This window comes from Amycolatopsis sp. NPDC041971 (genome assembly GCF_055588925.1).
Genome location: NZ_JBVJCE010000009.1, coordinates 161372 through 176816 on the forward strand (window position 1 = coordinate 161372; position 15445 = coordinate 176816).

Annotated in this window: 8 protein-coding genes; 5 read left to right on the top strand and 3 right to left on the bottom strand. The window is 70.5% G+C overall.

Going from position 1 to position 15445, the window contains the following annotated elements; translation table 11 throughout:
• Nucleotides 1-172 precede the first annotated feature (172 nt).
• The 5 genes from ACZ6DT_RS19815 to ACZ6DT_RS19835 are packed head-to-tail and all read left to right on the top strand — an operon-like array spanning nt 173 to nt 12141.
• A complete protein-coding gene (locus ACZ6DT_RS19815; RefSeq protein WP_465596952.1) occupies nt 173-3220 on the top strand; it encodes a non-ribosomal peptide synthetase in 3048 nt (1015 codons plus the stop codon).
• The gene (locus ACZ6DT_RS19820; protein ID WP_465596955.1) at nt 3217-8649 is read left to right on the top strand and encodes a non-ribosomal peptide synthetase/MFS transporter; all 5433 of its coding nucleotides are present in this window, start codon (nt 3217-3219) and stop codon (nt 8647-8649) included. Before ACZ6DT_RS19815 ends, ACZ6DT_RS19820 begins: the two co-directional genes overlap by 4 nt.
• The gene (locus ACZ6DT_RS19825) at nt 8646-9917 is read left to right on the top strand and encodes an ATP-grasp domain-containing protein (RefSeq protein ID WP_465596958.1); all 1272 of its coding nucleotides are present in this window, start codon (nt 8646-8648) and stop codon (nt 9915-9917) included. Before ACZ6DT_RS19820 ends, ACZ6DT_RS19825 begins: the two co-directional genes overlap by 4 nt.
• Nucleotides 9914-11191 carry an ATP-grasp domain-containing protein gene (locus tag ACZ6DT_RS19830; RefSeq protein WP_465596961.1) on the top strand — a complete coding sequence of 426 codons (1278 nt, stop codon included), beginning with the start codon at nt 9914-9916 and terminating at the stop codon, nt 11189-11191. The genes ACZ6DT_RS19825 and ACZ6DT_RS19830 overlap by 4 nt, the downstream gene beginning before the upstream one ends.
• A complete protein-coding gene (locus ACZ6DT_RS19835) occupies nt 11188-12141 on the top strand; it encodes a TauD/TfdA family dioxygenase (RefSeq protein WP_465596964.1) in 954 nt (317 codons plus the stop codon). The genes ACZ6DT_RS19830 and ACZ6DT_RS19835 overlap by 4 nt, the downstream gene beginning before the upstream one ends.
• On the opposite strand, the gene ACZ6DT_RS19840 is transcribed toward ACZ6DT_RS19835, so the two are convergent.
• From ACZ6DT_RS19840 to ACZ6DT_RS19850, 3 genes are all read right to left on the bottom strand, one after another.
• Nucleotides 12104-12277: a hypothetical protein gene (locus tag ACZ6DT_RS19840; RefSeq protein ID WP_465596967.1), complete on the bottom strand. Its 174-nt coding sequence runs from the start codon at nt 12275-12277 to the stop codon at nt 12104-12106. The genes ACZ6DT_RS19835 and ACZ6DT_RS19840 overlap by 38 nt on opposite strands.
• Nucleotides 12278-12289: 12 nt before the next feature.
• Entirely contained in the window at nt 12290-13435 is a 1146-nt protein-coding gene (locus tag ACZ6DT_RS19845) for a hypothetical protein (protein WP_465596970.1), read from the bottom strand.
• A gap of 565 nt (nt 13436-14000) precedes the next feature.
• Nucleotides 14001-15434 (bottom strand): pyridoxal phosphate-dependent decarboxylase family protein, encoded by a 1434-nt coding sequence (locus ACZ6DT_RS19850; protein ID WP_465596972.1) that lies wholly within the window; start codon nt 15432-15434, stop codon nt 14001-14003.
• Nucleotides 15435-15445 lie beyond the last annotated feature (11 nt).

Below are 15445 nucleotides of genomic sequence, written 5' to 3' on the forward strand. Positions count from 1 at the left end.
ACTAAAAAGCATCAACGCGCCCCCCCCCCCTCCCGGCGCTGTCTAGTCGTTTGGGGGTGGGGGGGTGGTGGGTTTGTTTTTTTTCTCCCCCCCCCCCCCCCCCCCCCCACGACCAACCCGACCCACCACGCCACCACCGGGTTCACCACCAGAGAACTGAGAACAGGAAACCATGAGCGACACGAAGGAATGGACGTTCCCGGCCTCGTTCGGGCAGGAGCGGATCTGGCTGTCCGGTCAGCTCGACCCGGCGTCCCCGGTGTACAACCTGCACTGCCAGGCCCGGCTGGACCGCCCGCTGACCGCGGACCAGTGGCGCGCCGCGCTCGGCGTCATCGTCGGGCGGCACGAGGCGCTGCGCACGTCGTTCCGCATGGACGGCGGCGCGCTCGTACAGGTGGTGCACGCCGAGGTTCCGATCGAGCCCGAGGTGCACGACCTGCGGGACCTGCCCGCCGACGCCCGCGATGACCGGCTCGCCGAACTCGTCGCCGCCGTCTCGCGCGGGGCCATCCCGCTCGACTCGCCGCCGCCGTGGCGGGCCCAGGTGTGCCGCACGGCCGACGACGAGTGGGTGCTCACGTTCGTCGTGCACCACACCGTGTTCGACGCCGCCTCGGTGCTGGTGCTGGGATCCGAGCTCGGCGAGGCGTGCGACGCCGTGTTCGAGGGCCGCAAGCCGAAGCTGCCCGAGCTGTCCATCCAGTACGCGGACTACTCGGCCTGGCAGCGCGGGCAGCTCGAAACGGCCGGTGAACAGCTGGACTACTGGCGGACGCAGCTCGCCGGGCTGCCGCCGGTGCACGGCCTGCCCACCGACCGGCCGCGGCCGTCGGAGCTGACGTTCGCCGGTGACCAGGTGGACTTCACCCTCCCGGACGGACTGATCGACCGGGTCGGTGACCTGAGCCGAGAGCTCTCGGCGTCGCCGTTCATGGTGCTGCTGGCCGGTTACGCGGCACTCCTGTCGCGACTGTCCAGAGTGGACGACGTCGTCGTCGGCGTCCCGGTCGCCGGCCGTGACCTGCCCGAGCTGGCCGACCTGATCGGCATGTTCGTCAACCAGATGGCCGTACGTGTCGACTGTTCGGGCGCACCTGCGTTCACCGAGCTGGTCGGCCGGGTCCGGACCACGCTGCTGGAGGCGATCGACCACAGCCAGGTGCCATTCCAGGCGGTCGCCGAGGCGGCCGTGGCCGAGCGCGATCCCGGTGTGCAGCCGGTATATCAGCTCGGGTTCAACTTCCTGCCCGATTCGGGGCTGGAGCCGATCCGCTCGGCCACCGCGAAGGACGACATCGCGATCGACCTGACCGCCGTGGACGGCAGGCTCGTCTACCGCACCGACCTGTTCGACCGCGAGACCGCCGAAGCCGTGGCCGAGCGGTACCTGCGGTTGCTCGCCGCGGCGCTGGCCGATCCGGCTCAGTCGGTCGCGGACCTGCCGCTGCTGTCGGACGCCGAGCGAGAGCTGGTCCTGACCGGGTGGAACCCGGGGGAACTGTCCACTGTGTCTAAATCGGCCGCGACGACCGTGCCCGCCCGGTTCGAGGCCCAAGTGCGGCGGACCCCGGACGCGCCGGCCGTCGACTTCGGCGGGATTCGCTTGACTTACGGGGAGCTGAACGCGCGAGCCAACCGCGTCGCGCACCGGCTGCGCGATCTGGGCGCCGGCCCCGGCACCGTCGTCGGCGTGTGTGTGCCGAACTCGGCGGACCTGCTGACCGGTGTGCTCGGGGTGCTGAAGAGCGGCGCGGCCTACGTCCCGCTCGACCCGGCCAACCCGGCCTCCCGGCAGGCGCTGATCCTCGCCGACGCGGGCGTCCCGTTCGTGCTGGTCACCGGAGAGTCCACAGTGGACACCAAGATGCTGGCCTTGGACGACCCGGCCGAGTGGTCCGCCGCGGCCACCGAAGACCCCGAACCGGCGGCAGGGCCGGGCGACGTCGCCTATGTGATCTACACGTCGGGTTCGACCGGGAAGCCCAAGGGCGTCGAGGTCGAGCACCGGGCCGTCGACACGTACCTGGCCTGGGCGCGTGAGGCGTATCCCGGCCTGGCCGGACGCGCGTTGCTGCACACGTCGCCGTCGTTCGACCTCACCGTGACGACGCTGCTCGGCACCCTCACCGCCGGGGGCGCGGTGGTCGACGGCGGCCGCCCGACGTTCGTCAAGGCGACCCCGACGCACCTCGCCGTCCTCGCCGAGGAGCTGTTCCCGACGGGTGAGTTGGTACTCGGCGGCGAAGCGCTGACCGCCGAGACCGTCCAGCCGTGGCGGGAACGGCACCCCGGCACGCTCGTCGTCAACGAGTACGGCCCGACCGAGGCCACGGTCGGCTGCGTCGTGCACCGGATCGAACCCGGGGACGAACTGCCGTCCGGACCGGTCCCGATCGGCCGCCCGGTGCCCGGCACCCGCGTGTACGTCCTCGACGAGCGGCGGCGGCCGGTGCCGCCGGGCGTCCCGGGTGAGCTGTACGTCGCCGGGTCGCAGCTCGCCCGCGGCTACCTCGGGCTGCCGGACCAGACCGCCGGGAAGTTCACCGAGGGTCCGCACGGCCGGGTGTACGCGACCGGCGACCTCGTCCGCTGGCGCCGTGACGGCACGCTCGACTACCTCGGCCGCGTCGACGAGCAGGTGAAGCTGCGCGGTTACCGCATCGAGCCCGGCGAGGTCGAAGCGGCGCTGCGCGAGCTGCCGGAGGTGCGGGACGCGGCCGTTGCGGTCCGCGGCGACACACTCGTCGGCTATGTCGTCGGCAGCGCCGAGGGAGTGGCAGAGGCCCTGCGGAAGACGTTGCCGGAATACCTGGTGCCGACCCGGTTCGTGACACTCGACGCGCTGCCGGTGGCGGCCAGCGGCAAACTCGATCGGGCCGCGCTGCCGGATCCCGAACCCGGCGAGGCGCCGGTGTACGTCGCACCCCGGACCGCGGCCGAAGAACTCGTCGCCGAGGTGCTCGGCGACCTGCTCGGCGTCGACGACCTCGGCGCGCACGACGACTTCTTCGCCCGTGGCGGCAACTCGCTGCTGGCGATCCGCGCGATGGCTCGGATCCGCAAACAGGTCGAAGTCGACATCCCGGTGCGGGGGCTGTTCTCTCTCACCACCGTCGCCGGACTCGCCGCCGAGATCGAGCGGCGGCTCGCCGAGGACCTCGACCAGCTCAGCGACGAAGAAATCCAGCGCCAGCTGGCCGAAGGTGAGCTCTCATGACCGCGATCGACGAAGCCGGCAGCGCGGCCGCGCGCCGCGCTCTGCTCGAACGGCGGCTGCGACGGCGCACGGAGCGGGCCGCGACCATCACGCCGCGCCCAGCCGACGCCGTCGTCCCACTGTCCTATCAGCAGGAACGCGTCTGGTTCATGGAGCAGTTCGCGCCGGGCACCGGGTCTTACCACATCCCGGTGCCGATCCGGCTGACCGGCAGACTCGACGTCGCCGCACTTCAGTCCGCTTTGGACACCCTGCCGGCGCGGCACGAGGCGCTGCGGATGCGGTTCCCGGCCGGGGACGACGGACAGCCGACCGTCCACATCGAACCATCGGTCGAGGTCAGTTTGTCCATTGTGGACTCCGGGAGCGAGGAAGCGGCCCGCGCCACCGTCGACGCCGCCGCGGCCGAGGCGTTCGACCTGGCCGCGGGCCCGCTGCTGCGCGCGACCCTGGCCAGGGTGTCCGACGAGGAGCACCTGCTTGTCCTGTGCACGCACCACATCGTGGGCGACGGCTGGTCGGTCGACCTGCTGCTGCGGGACCTCGCCGCGCGGTACCACGCCCTGAGCACCGGCGGCACGGCCGAACTGCCCGCGCTGAGCATCGGGTACGGCGACTTCGCGCACTGGCAGCGCCGCACGCTCACCGGTGGCGAACTCGACCGGCAGCTGGAGCACTGGCGGGCGCAGCTCACCGGGGTCGAGCCCCTGGAGCTGCCCACCGACCGGCCCCGCCCCGCCAAGCAGAGCTTCGACGGCGCGATCCACGAGTTCTTCGTCGAGCGCGACCTCGCCCGTGCCCTCGGCGAGCTGAGCCGCGAGCACGGAGTCACGCTTTTCATGACCCTGCTCGCCGCCTACCAGGTGCTGCTGGCGCGGTATTCGGGCCAGGAGGACTTCGCGATCGGCTCGTCGTCGGCCGGGCGCGGCCTGCCCGAGTTGGAGGGCGTGGCGGGCATGTTCATCAACATGCTGCCCCTGCGTGCCCAGCTGGCAGGCGACCCGACGTTCGCCGAGCTGCTCGAACGCACCAGGCGGCACGTGCTGGACGCGTTCGACCATGCCGACGTCCCGTTCGAGCGGCTGGTGAACGCGCTTGGCGTGCCCCGCGACGTCAGCCGCTCGCCGGTGTTCCAGGCGATGTTCGTGCTGCAGAACTACGAGATGGGCCGGATGGGCGCGGCCGGGGAGTCCGATGTGGACTTCCGCTGGCTGCCGATGGACCTGCCCGCGACCCGGTTCGACTTCGAGTTCCACGCGATCGAGGTCGAAAGCGGGTTGATCGGCAAGTTCGTGCACAACACGGCGCTGTTCACCGCGGACACGGTCGACGGGATGGCCGGGCGGCTGGTCACGCTGCTGCGCTCGATCGTCGCCGACCCGGACCGGCGGCTGTCCGAACTGGACATCCTCGACGCCGGGCAGCGCGAACTCGTCCTGGAGCGCTGGAACGCCACGACGGCCGAGTTCCCGCAGACCACGCTGCACGCGCTCGTCGAGGAGCAGGCAGCTCGGACGCCGGAAGCACCCGCGGTGACCTTCCGCGGCGCGTCGCTGACCTACCGCGAGCTGGAGGAGCGGGCCAACCGGCTCGCGCACCGGCTGCGCGGGCTCGGCGTCGGGCCGGGCGTGCTCACCGGCGTGTTCGCGCAGCGGTCGTTCGAGCTGGTCGTCGCGCTCCTCGGCGTACTGAAAGCCGGTGGCGCGTACGTCCCGCTCGACCCGGAGTACCCGGCCGACCGGCTGGCGTTCATGCTGCGGGACGCTGCCGCGCCCGTCGTGGTGACGCAGGCGGCGTTGCGCGAGACGCTGCCGCCGGGTGACGCGACCGTCGTTGTCGTGGACGACCCTGCCGAAACGGCCGGGCAGCCGGGTACTCCGCCCGAGCCGCTCGCCGGACCGGACGACCCGGCGTACGTCATCTACACCTCTGGCTCGACCGGCCTGCCGAAAGGCGTGCCCAATGGTCACCGCGGCATCGTCAACCGGCTCGACTGGATGCAGCGCGCGTACCACCTCGACGGCACCGATTCGGTGCTGCAGAAGACCCCGGCGGGATTCGACGTGTCGGTCTGGGAGTTCTTCTGGCCGCTGAGCACCGGCGCGCGGCTCGTGCTCGCCGAACCCGGCGGCCACAAGGACGCCGCGTACCTGCGTGAGCTGCTCGCGTCCGAAGGCATCACCACCGCGCACTTCGTGCCGTCGATGCTCACGCTGTTCCTGGCCGAACAAGGTGTCGAGACCTGCACGGCGCTGCGGCGGGTCGTGTGCAGCGGGGAGGAACTGCCACTCGACGCCGCCCGCGAGTTCACCCGGCGGCTGCCGGAGTGCGAGCTGCACAACCTCTACGGCCCGACCGAAGCCGCCATCGACGTCACCGCCTGGCACTGCACGCCCGCCGCGCTCGCCGAGGTCGCGTCGGTGCCGATCGGGGCGCCGATCCAGAACATCCGGATCTACGTACTCGATCCCGCCGGGCGGCCATGCCCGGTCGGCGTGCCCGGCGAACTGCACATCGCCGGCGTCGGCCTGGCCCTCGGGTACCACAACCGTCCGGAGCTGACGGCCGAGCGGTTCGTGCCCGATCCGTTCCACAGTGGACGGATGTACCGCACCGGCGACCTCGCGCACTGGCGCCCGGACGGGACGATCGCGTTCCTGGGCCGGATCGACCACCAGGTCAAGCTGCGCGGCCTGCGCATCGAGCTGGGGGAGATCGAGACGACCTTGCGCGCCCAGCCGGGTGTGCGCGACGCCGCCGTGATCGTCCGCGAGGACACACCGGGGGACAAGCGGCTGGTCGGGTACGTCGTCGGCGACGCCGAGCCCGGCGCGCTGCGGGCGGCGCTCAAGCAGAGCCTCCCGGATTACATGGTGCCCCCGTCGTTCGTTCCGCTCGATGAGCTGCCGCTCACCCCGAACGGCAAGCTCGACCGCAAGGGGCTGCCCGCTCCGGTCGCGTCCCGTGACGCGACCAACGAACTGGTCGCGCCGTCGACCCCGGTCGAGATCCTGCTGGCCGAGATCTGGCGGGACGTGCTCAAGGTGGATGAGCTGGGCGTCGACGACGACTTCTTCGACCTCGGCGGCCACTCGATGCTGGCCACCCAGGTGGTGGCGCGGATCGGCAAGGCGGGCGCCGGTCAGGTCGGCGTCATGGATCTGTTCCAGCACCGCACGATCCGCGAACTGGCGTCCTTCATGGACGGTGACCCCACCGACCGGCCACGCCATCTGCTGTACGAGCTGACCAAGCCGACGACGCGGCGGACGCTGACCTACGTCTGCTTCCCCTACGGCGGCGGCAGCGCGATCGTCTACCAGCCACTGGCCGACGCGCTCCCGGAGGGCTACTCGCTCTACTCGGTCGCCATTCCCGGCCACGACGTCGGACTGTCCGAAGAGGCCTTGCCCTTCGACGACCTGGTCGCGCGGCTGGCCGACGAGATCCTCGACCGCGTCGACGGCCCGCTGGCCATCTACGGCCACTGCGGTGTCGGCAACGCGCTCGCCGTCGCCGTCGCCCGCCTGCTCGAAGAGCGCGGCCGCGAGCTGGAGGTTGTCTACATCGGCGCGATCTTCCCGTTCGCCCGCATGAAAGGTCCGGTGGGCACGCTGCGCACCAGGCTGGAGAAGCTGCGCAGCAACCGGTACTACTCGAACTGGCTCAAGGGCATGGGCGTCGACACCGACGACCTCGACCCGGCGCAGGCCGACCGGATCATCACGAACATGCGCGCCGACAGCCGCGCCGCCGAGGAGTACTTCAGCGGCCTGCTCGACGCCCGCGTGGCCAAGCTGCGCGCGCCGATCGTGTCGGTGGTCGGCTCCGAGGACCCGGTGACCGACTACTACGCCGAGCGGTACCGGGAATGGGAGTTCCTCACCGACACCACCGCGCTCGTGGTGCTCGACCGGGCCGGGCACTTCTTCCTGCGCTACCGGGCCGACGAACTCGCGGAGATCGTCACGCGGGTGCACCCGGCGCTGGACGACCCCGGTGAACTCGACGTCCGGGCCCGCGGCGAAGACGCGGCCTGGGCGGTGCACGAGACCCATCGGGCAGAAGTGGACGAAAAACCCGCCGTGCGGCCGAGTATGGCCCGGTTCGTCACGATCACGATCGGGCAGCTGGTGTCCTCGACCGGCTCGGCGCTGACGTCGTTCGCGGTGCCGATCTGGCTCTACACCCGCACGGGCTCGGTCGCCGACCTCGGCCTGCTGTGGGCACTCGCGCTGCTGTTCGGCGTGCTCGTCCTGCCGGTGGCGGGCGCACTGGTCGACCGCGGCGACCGGCGGCGGATCATGATCGCGGCCAGCAGCGTCGCCGGCGGGATCCAGCTGGCCCTGGCCTTGCTGCTGATCACCGGGCACGTCCAGCTCTGGTTGTTCTACGTGCTGATCCCGCTCGGTTCGGTGGCCGCTTCGTTCCAGCGCATCGCCTATCAGTCGTCGGTGGCGCAGCTGGTGCCGAAGCAGTACCTCGGGCACGCGATGGGCCTCGCGCAGCTGTCCACCGGTTTCGCCCAGCTGCTGATGCCGGTGCTCGCGGCCGGGCTGCTGGCGACGATCCAGCTGTCCGGCATCCTGATCCTGGACATGGCGAGCTACGCGTTCGCGATCGTGGGCCTGCTGCTGGTGCGGTTCCCGGACATGATGGGCTGGCGCCCGCGCGAACCGCTGCTGACGGCGATCGCGGGCGGACTGCGGTATTCGTGGAACCACCGCGGCTTCCGCACGATGCTGCTGTACTTCGCGCTGGCGAACGTCTTCCTCGCACCCGCGCTGGTGCTGGTCTCGCCGCTCGTGCTGTCGTTCGGCTCCGTCACCGACGTCGCGCAGGTGGCGCTGGCCGAGGCCGTCGGCGCGGTGGCGGGCGGGATCGGGATGGCGCTGTGGGGCGGCCCGCGGCACCGGCGGATGGTCGGCGTGCTCGCCGGCAACATCGGCATCGCGCTCGGCAGCCTGGTGATGGGCCTGCGGCCGTCGCTGATCGTCGTCGCGGCCGGGGTGTTCCTCCTGGCCGCCGCGATGTCCGTGTCGCAGGGCATCTACGCGACGCTGGTGCAGGTCAAGGTGCCGCAGCGGTTCCACGGCCGGGTGTTCGCGATCAACCAGACGATCACGTGGTCGACGCTGCCGATCGGGTTCGCCGTGCTGGCTCCGCTGGCCGTCGGCTGGTTCTCGCCGCTACTGGCGCCCGGCGGCGCGCTGACCGGGTCGGCGGGCGCCGTGCTCGGCACCGGCGAGACCCGGGGCATCGGGCTCGCTTATGTCGTCTTCGCGCTGATCCTGCTGCTGATCAACGTGGGCGGGTTCTCGATGCGGCGGCTGCGCCGGTTCGACACCGAGGTGCCCGATTCACTGCCGGACGACCTGGTAGGGGCGCAGGAACGGGAGCGGAAGCTCGCCGGGAAGGAGGCCTCATGAGTACGGCAGTGCTGATCAGGGAGGCCCGCGGGCACTGGGTCGGCGAAGTCGCGCCTGCGATGCGGGCGGCCGGGCACCGCGTGGTGCTGCTCGCCCCGCCGATGGAAGCGGCCGAACGGGCCGCGCTGGACGGCGTGGTGGACGACGTCGTCACACTGGACGACGTCTACGACCCGGAAGCCGTCTCGGCGAAGGTCCGCGAGATCGACGGCGGTGCGTTGGCCGGCATCTTCACCGGCTCGGACGGCGCCATCGCGAACACCGCCCGCGCCGCGGAGCTGCTCGGGGTGGCGCGCTGTCCGGCGTCGGTGTTCGCCTTGTGCGCGAACAAGTTCGCCGTCCGGGAGGCTCTCGCCGCGGCCGGGCTGCCCGGACCCGCGCACGCCCTGATCTCGTCGGCCGCCGAGGCGGCGTCGGTCGCTTCGGCGGTAGGGCTCCCGGCGATCGTCAAACCGGTCAACGGGGCGGGCAGTAATCTTGTCCGCACCGTGTCCACTGTGGATGAACTGGCTGCCGCGTATGAGCTGCTGGCCGCGCGACTGCCCGAGTCGGTGGATCCGCGCTACCACCGTCCACTGGGGACACTGGATCCTTCGGCGACGTTCCTCGTCGAAGGGTTGCTTTCCGGCCCGGAGTACGCGGTGGACGTGCTGGTCCGCGACGGCGTGGCCGAGCCGGTCGAGATCCTCGACAAGCCGCTGATCGACGAGCGGAAGTTCGAGCTGGCGCTGTCGTGCCCGCCCGCCGGGCTCACCGCCGACCGGGCCGAACTGGTCACCGCGGCGGCGGTCGCCGCCGTCCGCGCGCTGGGTCTCGACAACACCTGTGCCCACGTCGAGCTGATCGACGACGTTGACCGAGGCCCGACGATCGTCGAGGTCAACGCGGGCAGGCCCGCCGGGTCGATCATGCCGCTGCTGGCGAAGCTGCGCACCGGCATCGACGTGTTCGCCGAGCTGGCGGCACTCGCGGTGGGCGCTCCGCCGCCGATACGGGAACCCGCGAAACTGCCGATCCCGCTGGGGATGCTGATCCTCTACGCGGCCGGTTCGGGCCGGTTGACCGGCATCGGCGGGCTCGACGAGATCGCCGAGCTGCCCGAGGTGATCGACGTCGTCACCACCGTGTCGCCAGGACAGGTGCTGACCGACGAACAGGAGATCTACGCGGTCAACCTCGTCGTGGCCGGGTTCGCCGATCACGACGACCTCGCCGCCTTGCACGCGGAGGCGAGCAAGCTCGTCCGGCTGGAATTGGAGGACGTGTGAACACCGCGTTCGTGGTCCGGGAGACCGCCGGTCAGTGGATCGCCGATGTCGTGGCCGCCGTGCGCGCGACCGGGCTGGGGGCCGAACTGGTCACCCAGCCTCTGGAACCGGCCGAACAGGCACAGCTGACGGAACTGGTGGACGGCTTCGTTTTCGTCGACGACGTCCGTGACGCCGAAGCCGTGGCCGAGGCGATCGGAGCGCGGACCGCGTGTCCGGCTGGGGTGGTGACCGCCGCCGAGGGGATCATCGCGAGCGTCGCCCGTGCGGCCGAGCTGCTCGGTGTGGCGCGGTGTCCGGCGTCGGTGTTCACCGTGACGCACAACAAGTTCGCGGTCCGGCAGGTGCTGGCCGCAGCCGGGTTGCCGGGGCCGCGCAGCGCATTGATCTCGTCGGCCGCCGAGGCGGAGTCGGTGGCTTCGGCGGTCGGGCTCCCGGCGATCGTCAAGCCGGTGAACGGCGCGGCGAGCAATCTCGTGCGTACTGTGTCCACTGTGGACGAACTGGCGGCCGCGTACCGGCTGCTGGCCGAGCGGTTGCCGTTGTCGGAGGACGCCCGGTACCACCGGCTCATCGGTGGCGGACCGGCGCCGATCGACCCGGTGAAGGTGTTCCTCGTGGAAGGCCTGCTGCGTGGGCCGGAGTTCGCGGTCGACGTCCTGGTGCGTGACGGCGTCGCGGAGCCGGTGGCCGTGGTGGAGAAGCCGCTGATCGACGAGCGCAAGTTCGAACTGGGTATGGTCTGCCCGCCGCTCGAACTGTCCGAAGAGGACACCGAACGGCTGTTCGCGGCGGCGACGGCCGCCGCGCTCGCGCTGGGCCTGGACAACACCTGCGCTCACCTGGAGCTGATCGACGACGCCGAGCTGGGCCCGACGATCGTCGAGGTGAACGCGGGCCGCCCGGCCGGCGGCGCCCAGCCGGTGCTGCTGAAGCTCGCGACCGGTATCGATGTCATCGCCGAAGCCGTGTCTCTGGCACTGGGCACGCCACCGCCCGCGCGAGGTGCGGGCCTGCCGGTGCCGGTGGGCTACCTGATCTTCTACGCCGAGGGCGCCGGGCGGCTGGTCCGTGTCGAGGGCACCGACGAGGTCGCCGATCTGCCCGAGGTGCTGGAGGTCGTCACGATCGTGCGGCCCGGCCAACTGCTCACCGACGACCAGGAGATCTACGCGGTGAACGTGCTCGCCGCGGGGTTCGCCGATCTCGAAGACCTCGCCGCGCTGCACGCCGAGGCCGCCAAGCTGATCCGATTCGAACTGGAGGACTCATGACCGCCGAACTCACGGCGAACCTCGGCAGCGCCCGCAGCGCTAACAACGTCGAGGGCAACGAACACACCAAGCTCACCGTGTACGCGGCCACAGGCCTGGACTGGGTGCGCGCGCACCGCGAAGCGCTGCAGGACCGGCTACGCGAGCACGGCGCGATCCTGCTGCGCGGGATGCCGGCCGACCTGACGATGTTCAACCAGGTCACCGAGGAGATCGGCGGCTCGCTGCTGACTTACACGGAACGGTCGACGCCGCGGTCGGCGGTCTCGGGCAACATCTACACCTCGACGGAGTACCCGCCTGCCGAGTCGATCCCGATGCACAACGAGAACTCGTACTCGGCGCACTGGCCGGCCCGCCTGTTCTTCCTGTGCGACACGGCGGCCGAAACCGGCGGCGCGACGCCGATCGCCGACAGCCGCGCGATGTACCGCCTGCTGCCGTCGGATCTGCGCGAGCGGTTCGCGGGCGGCGTCACCTACGCACGGGCGTTCCGTGAAGGCCTCGGGCTGACCTGGCAGGAGGCGTTCCAGACCGAAGACCGCCAGGTGGTGGCGGACTACTGCACCAGCAACGGGCAGACCTACGAGTGGACCGACGAGGGCCTGCGCACGCGGCACGTGCGTCCTTCCTTCGTCGTGGAACCGCACACCGGCGCGACGGTGTGGTTCAACCAGGCCAACCTGTTCCACGTTTCGAGTCTGGGGGAGGAGGTCAGCGAAGCGCTGCTGGAGCTGTACCCCGAGGAGGACCTGCCTCGCCACGCGCTCTTCGCCGACGGCTCGCCGATTCCGCGGGCGGACCTGGACACGATCAAGGCCACTTACGACGAGGTCAGCTACGCGTTCCCGTGGCAGCCGGGCGACATCATGGTGATCAACAACATGCTGATGGCCCACGGCCGCGAGCCGTTCACGGGCAACCGGCGGACCCTGGTCGCGATGACGTGACCTGACTCAGGGTTCGCCAGTCGCCTTCGAGGCCGAGGTAGTCGACGCGCCGCACCTCGGCGTCGAGTTCGGCCTCGTCCCGCGCCCACACGGGCGGCACCGTCGCGCTGAACGTGGCGGAGCCGCTCTGTGGCACGACCGAGCGTTACTACTGGCCGGTTTTCTCTTCCAGCGTACGGCGTCGAGCGGTCACCTCGTCGGGGTCGTCCCCGAGGACCAGCAGTTGCAAGGTGCTTCGCCTGATCGGATCGTCCGTGTGGCCGGTGTCATGACCGGCGACGATGAGCAGGCCGCCGGCGGCCAATGCCGGGCGTAGCTCGGTGAGCAGGTCGGTGAGGGCGCCGGCGACGGTCAGCTTCACGGACTCGGCGGGGCGGTCGAGGGCGTCGGGGCGGACGGACTGCATCGCCAGCAACGGGATCGAGCCACTGGTGATCCGGAAGTTCAGGTCGAGCACGACCTGCTGGCCGTCCTGGGTTTGGGCGCAGTCAAGGCTGCACAGGCCGCGGTAGCCGACATCGGCCGCCCGCTGGGTGATCGCCAGGCATTCGGTGAGCAGTTCGGCAGGAGGAGAGGCGACCGCACCGAATCTGCCGCCGGAATAGACCCCTATCGCGTCGACGCGTTGTTCGGTCACGGCCAGCAGGCGAGCCCGCGCGTCCGCTCCCACGTAGAACTGCAGGCCCCAGTTGCGCAGGATCTGCAGGTACTCCTCGACGACGAACTCGTTGAGCACATCGGTGAACGCCGGGAGCGTGATCTGCTCGTCGGCCCGGTGCAGATAGACATCGAGGCTGCCGCCGTGCGCGTCGTTGGTCGCGGCCTTGAGCACCCACGACTTCTCCGCCGGTGCCGCCTCCGCGAGTTGCGCGCGGGTCACGACGCTGCGGTGCGCTTGGAAACGTGGTTCGACCAACGTGGTGATGCTGGCTTTGTTGTTCAAGTAGCCGACGAGTTGCGCGCTTTTGAGCGCGCGTTCGTCTGGGCACAGCGCGGTCGGCTGCGGATACTCCATCGACATCAGCAGGCCTTCGGACACCGCTTCGGTCACGCGGGCGGCGAATTCCCTTTCGCTTCGGAACTCGCGCAGGTCCGTGCCGACAGGCAGGCCGCTGTCCCGCAGGTGTGCCAGCAGATCCGGATCCGTGCCACCGGCGCTGCAGATCACCGGCGTGTCGGCCGCGACGGCGATCGGTCGCGCGGAGACTACGTCGCGGCTGTGGCGGTGCCTGTTCACTGGTTCGGCGGCCGCCAGTTCGGGCCGCGCGCAGACGGCGATGCCCGGACCGTACACATCGGTGAGAGAACGAGGAGCGCTGACGGCGTGCGGCAGAACGACTGGAACACTGATGGAGGATCTCCTGTGGAGTGAGTCGGACCGGCCAGAACCGGCTGTGGCGTGCGGGGAAAACGAGGGAGAGACGACAAGGCGTTGGCCGACCGAAGCCTGCGAGCACCAGCACTCGGAATTTCGCCATGACCGGTGCCGTCAACCGTGTCAGGCCTGCCTGCCTGTCCACTGTGGTACGTCTTGACCTGGCGTGTCGGGCAGGCGCGCGTGCCGCCGAGGTCGGAAGCTGTTCACCGGCTCGGCCTCACCTGATCCGAAAATCGGACCCGTTAGCAGGTGGGTAGCCTCGGCGGAGGGCGGCGGAGCCAGGGCTGGCTGTCGTCATGATAGCGGAGGATTCGAAGATAAGCTTATAACCGAGGGCTTCCAGTGACGGAAGTGGTGGCGTTTCTCGCGCTCCGGGCCGGTGCAAGCGTCGTAGAAGCCAGAGTCCAGGTCCTGCTGACGAGTGTCGGGATCGCCCAGCGGCTGCCGACCGATAGGGATTTTGGCGCGGTCTCGCCGTTCGTCAACGCGGTGAGTAGCCGTTCGGTTCGGAATTCCCCTCGTCGGCGACTCGCTCCGCGGCCGTGGTCAGCACCGTGCAGAGTCTGTCCACGTCGAACTCGGTGGTGCGCCAGTTGCTGAACGCCACCCGGACGCCGGGTGTGCCGTGGTACACGGTCGGTGTGACCACGGCCTCGCCACTGCCGGTGACCGCGCGAACCAGGGCGTCGACCCGTTCCTGGGTCGGGTTGTCGGCGAGGGTGCAGCAGACGACGTTGAGGCGGACCGGCGCCAGCAGCCGCAGCCGTGGCTCGCCGGCCAGCCGCTTGCCCAGCCGGGCGGCCAGCGCGGTGGTGCGGTCGACGATCTCTTGGTGTCCCTCCCGGCCGTAGGCGACCAGTGAGAACCACGTGGGCAGCGCTCGCAATCGCCGGGAGTTCTCGGGGGTCAGGTCGGCGTACGCGGGCTCGCCGACCGCCGGCGGCAGGTAGGCCGCGACGTTCTTGAACGCCGCGAACTGGAGGTCGCGGCGCCGGGTGAACTGCACCGCGGCGTCGTACGGGACGTTCAGCCACTTGTGCAGGTCCACGCAGACCGAGTCGGCTTCCGCGAGGCCGTCGACCAGTTCGCGGTGCCGGGGTGACAGAGCCGCGAAGGCGCCGAAAGCACCGTCCACGTGCAGCCAGAACGGGAACCGCTCCTTCAGCGCCGCGATCGCGCGCAGGTCGTCGAAGTCCACGGTGTTCACCGTGCCGGCGTTGGCGACCACGATGGCGGGTTGTCCGTCCAGCGCCGCGAGGGCTTCGGCGAGGCGGTCGACATCCACCGCCTCCCGCTCGGGCAGCGCGGGTACCAGGGTCAGCTGGTCCCTGCCGATGCCCAACATGGACAGTGCTTTGTAGACACTCGAGTGCGGGGTGGCCGAGAGCACCGGGATCGGGCCGAGCGCGCGGACGCCGGCGTGGGTCACCGAGATGCCGGCTTGTTCGCCGAGCCATTCCCTGGCCACCGCGAGGCCGACGAAGTTCGACATCGTGGCACAAGTGACGAATGCGCCGTGGTGTTCAGTGCCCAGGCCGAACAGTTCCGCGAGCCAGCCGGTCGTCTCGCGTTCCAAGTCGACCGCGGCCGAGTCTCCTCCGGAGGCCGCGTTCTGATCATACGCGCTGGTCAGCCAGTCCCCGGCCACCGAGGCAGGGGTGGCGCCGCCGGTGACGAACCCGAAGTACCTCGGGCCGGCGCTGCCGGAGAACCACGGTGCCCAGCGTTCCTCGAACCGGGTCAGCGCGCCGGCCGTGCCGATCCCGGCCACGGGCGTCGGCGCGGCACCGACCTCGGGTGCTCGCGCGGCGACCGGACGCGTGTCCAGGCTCGTGAGCGCACGTTCGGCCGCGTCCCGGGTGGCCATCAGCAATTCGGACAGGTCGGTCAGGTCATCGGTGAGCTTGGGATACATCGGTCATCTCC

What these genes read in the sequence shown, in the direction of transcription:
- ACZ6DT_RS19850 (WP_465596972.1), bottom strand. Translation starts at nt 15,434, where the DNA reads ATGTATCCCAAGCTCACCGATGACCTGACCGACCTGTCCGAATTGCTG.
- ACZ6DT_RS19815 (WP_465596952.1), top strand. Translation starts at nt 173, where the DNA reads ATGAGCGACACGAAGGAATGGACGTTCCCGGCCTCGTTCGGGCAGGAG.
- ACZ6DT_RS19825 (WP_465596958.1), top strand. Translation starts at nt 8,646, where the DNA reads ATGAGTACGGCAGTGCTGATCAGGGAGGCCCGCGGGCACTGGGTCGGC.
- ACZ6DT_RS19820 (WP_465596955.1), top strand. Translation starts at nt 3,217, where the DNA reads ATGACCGCGATCGACGAAGCCGGCAGCGCGGCCGCGCGCCGCGCTCTG.
- ACZ6DT_RS19835 (WP_465596964.1), top strand. Translation starts at nt 11,188, where the DNA reads ATGACCGCCGAACTCACGGCGAACCTCGGCAGCGCCCGCAGCGCTAAC.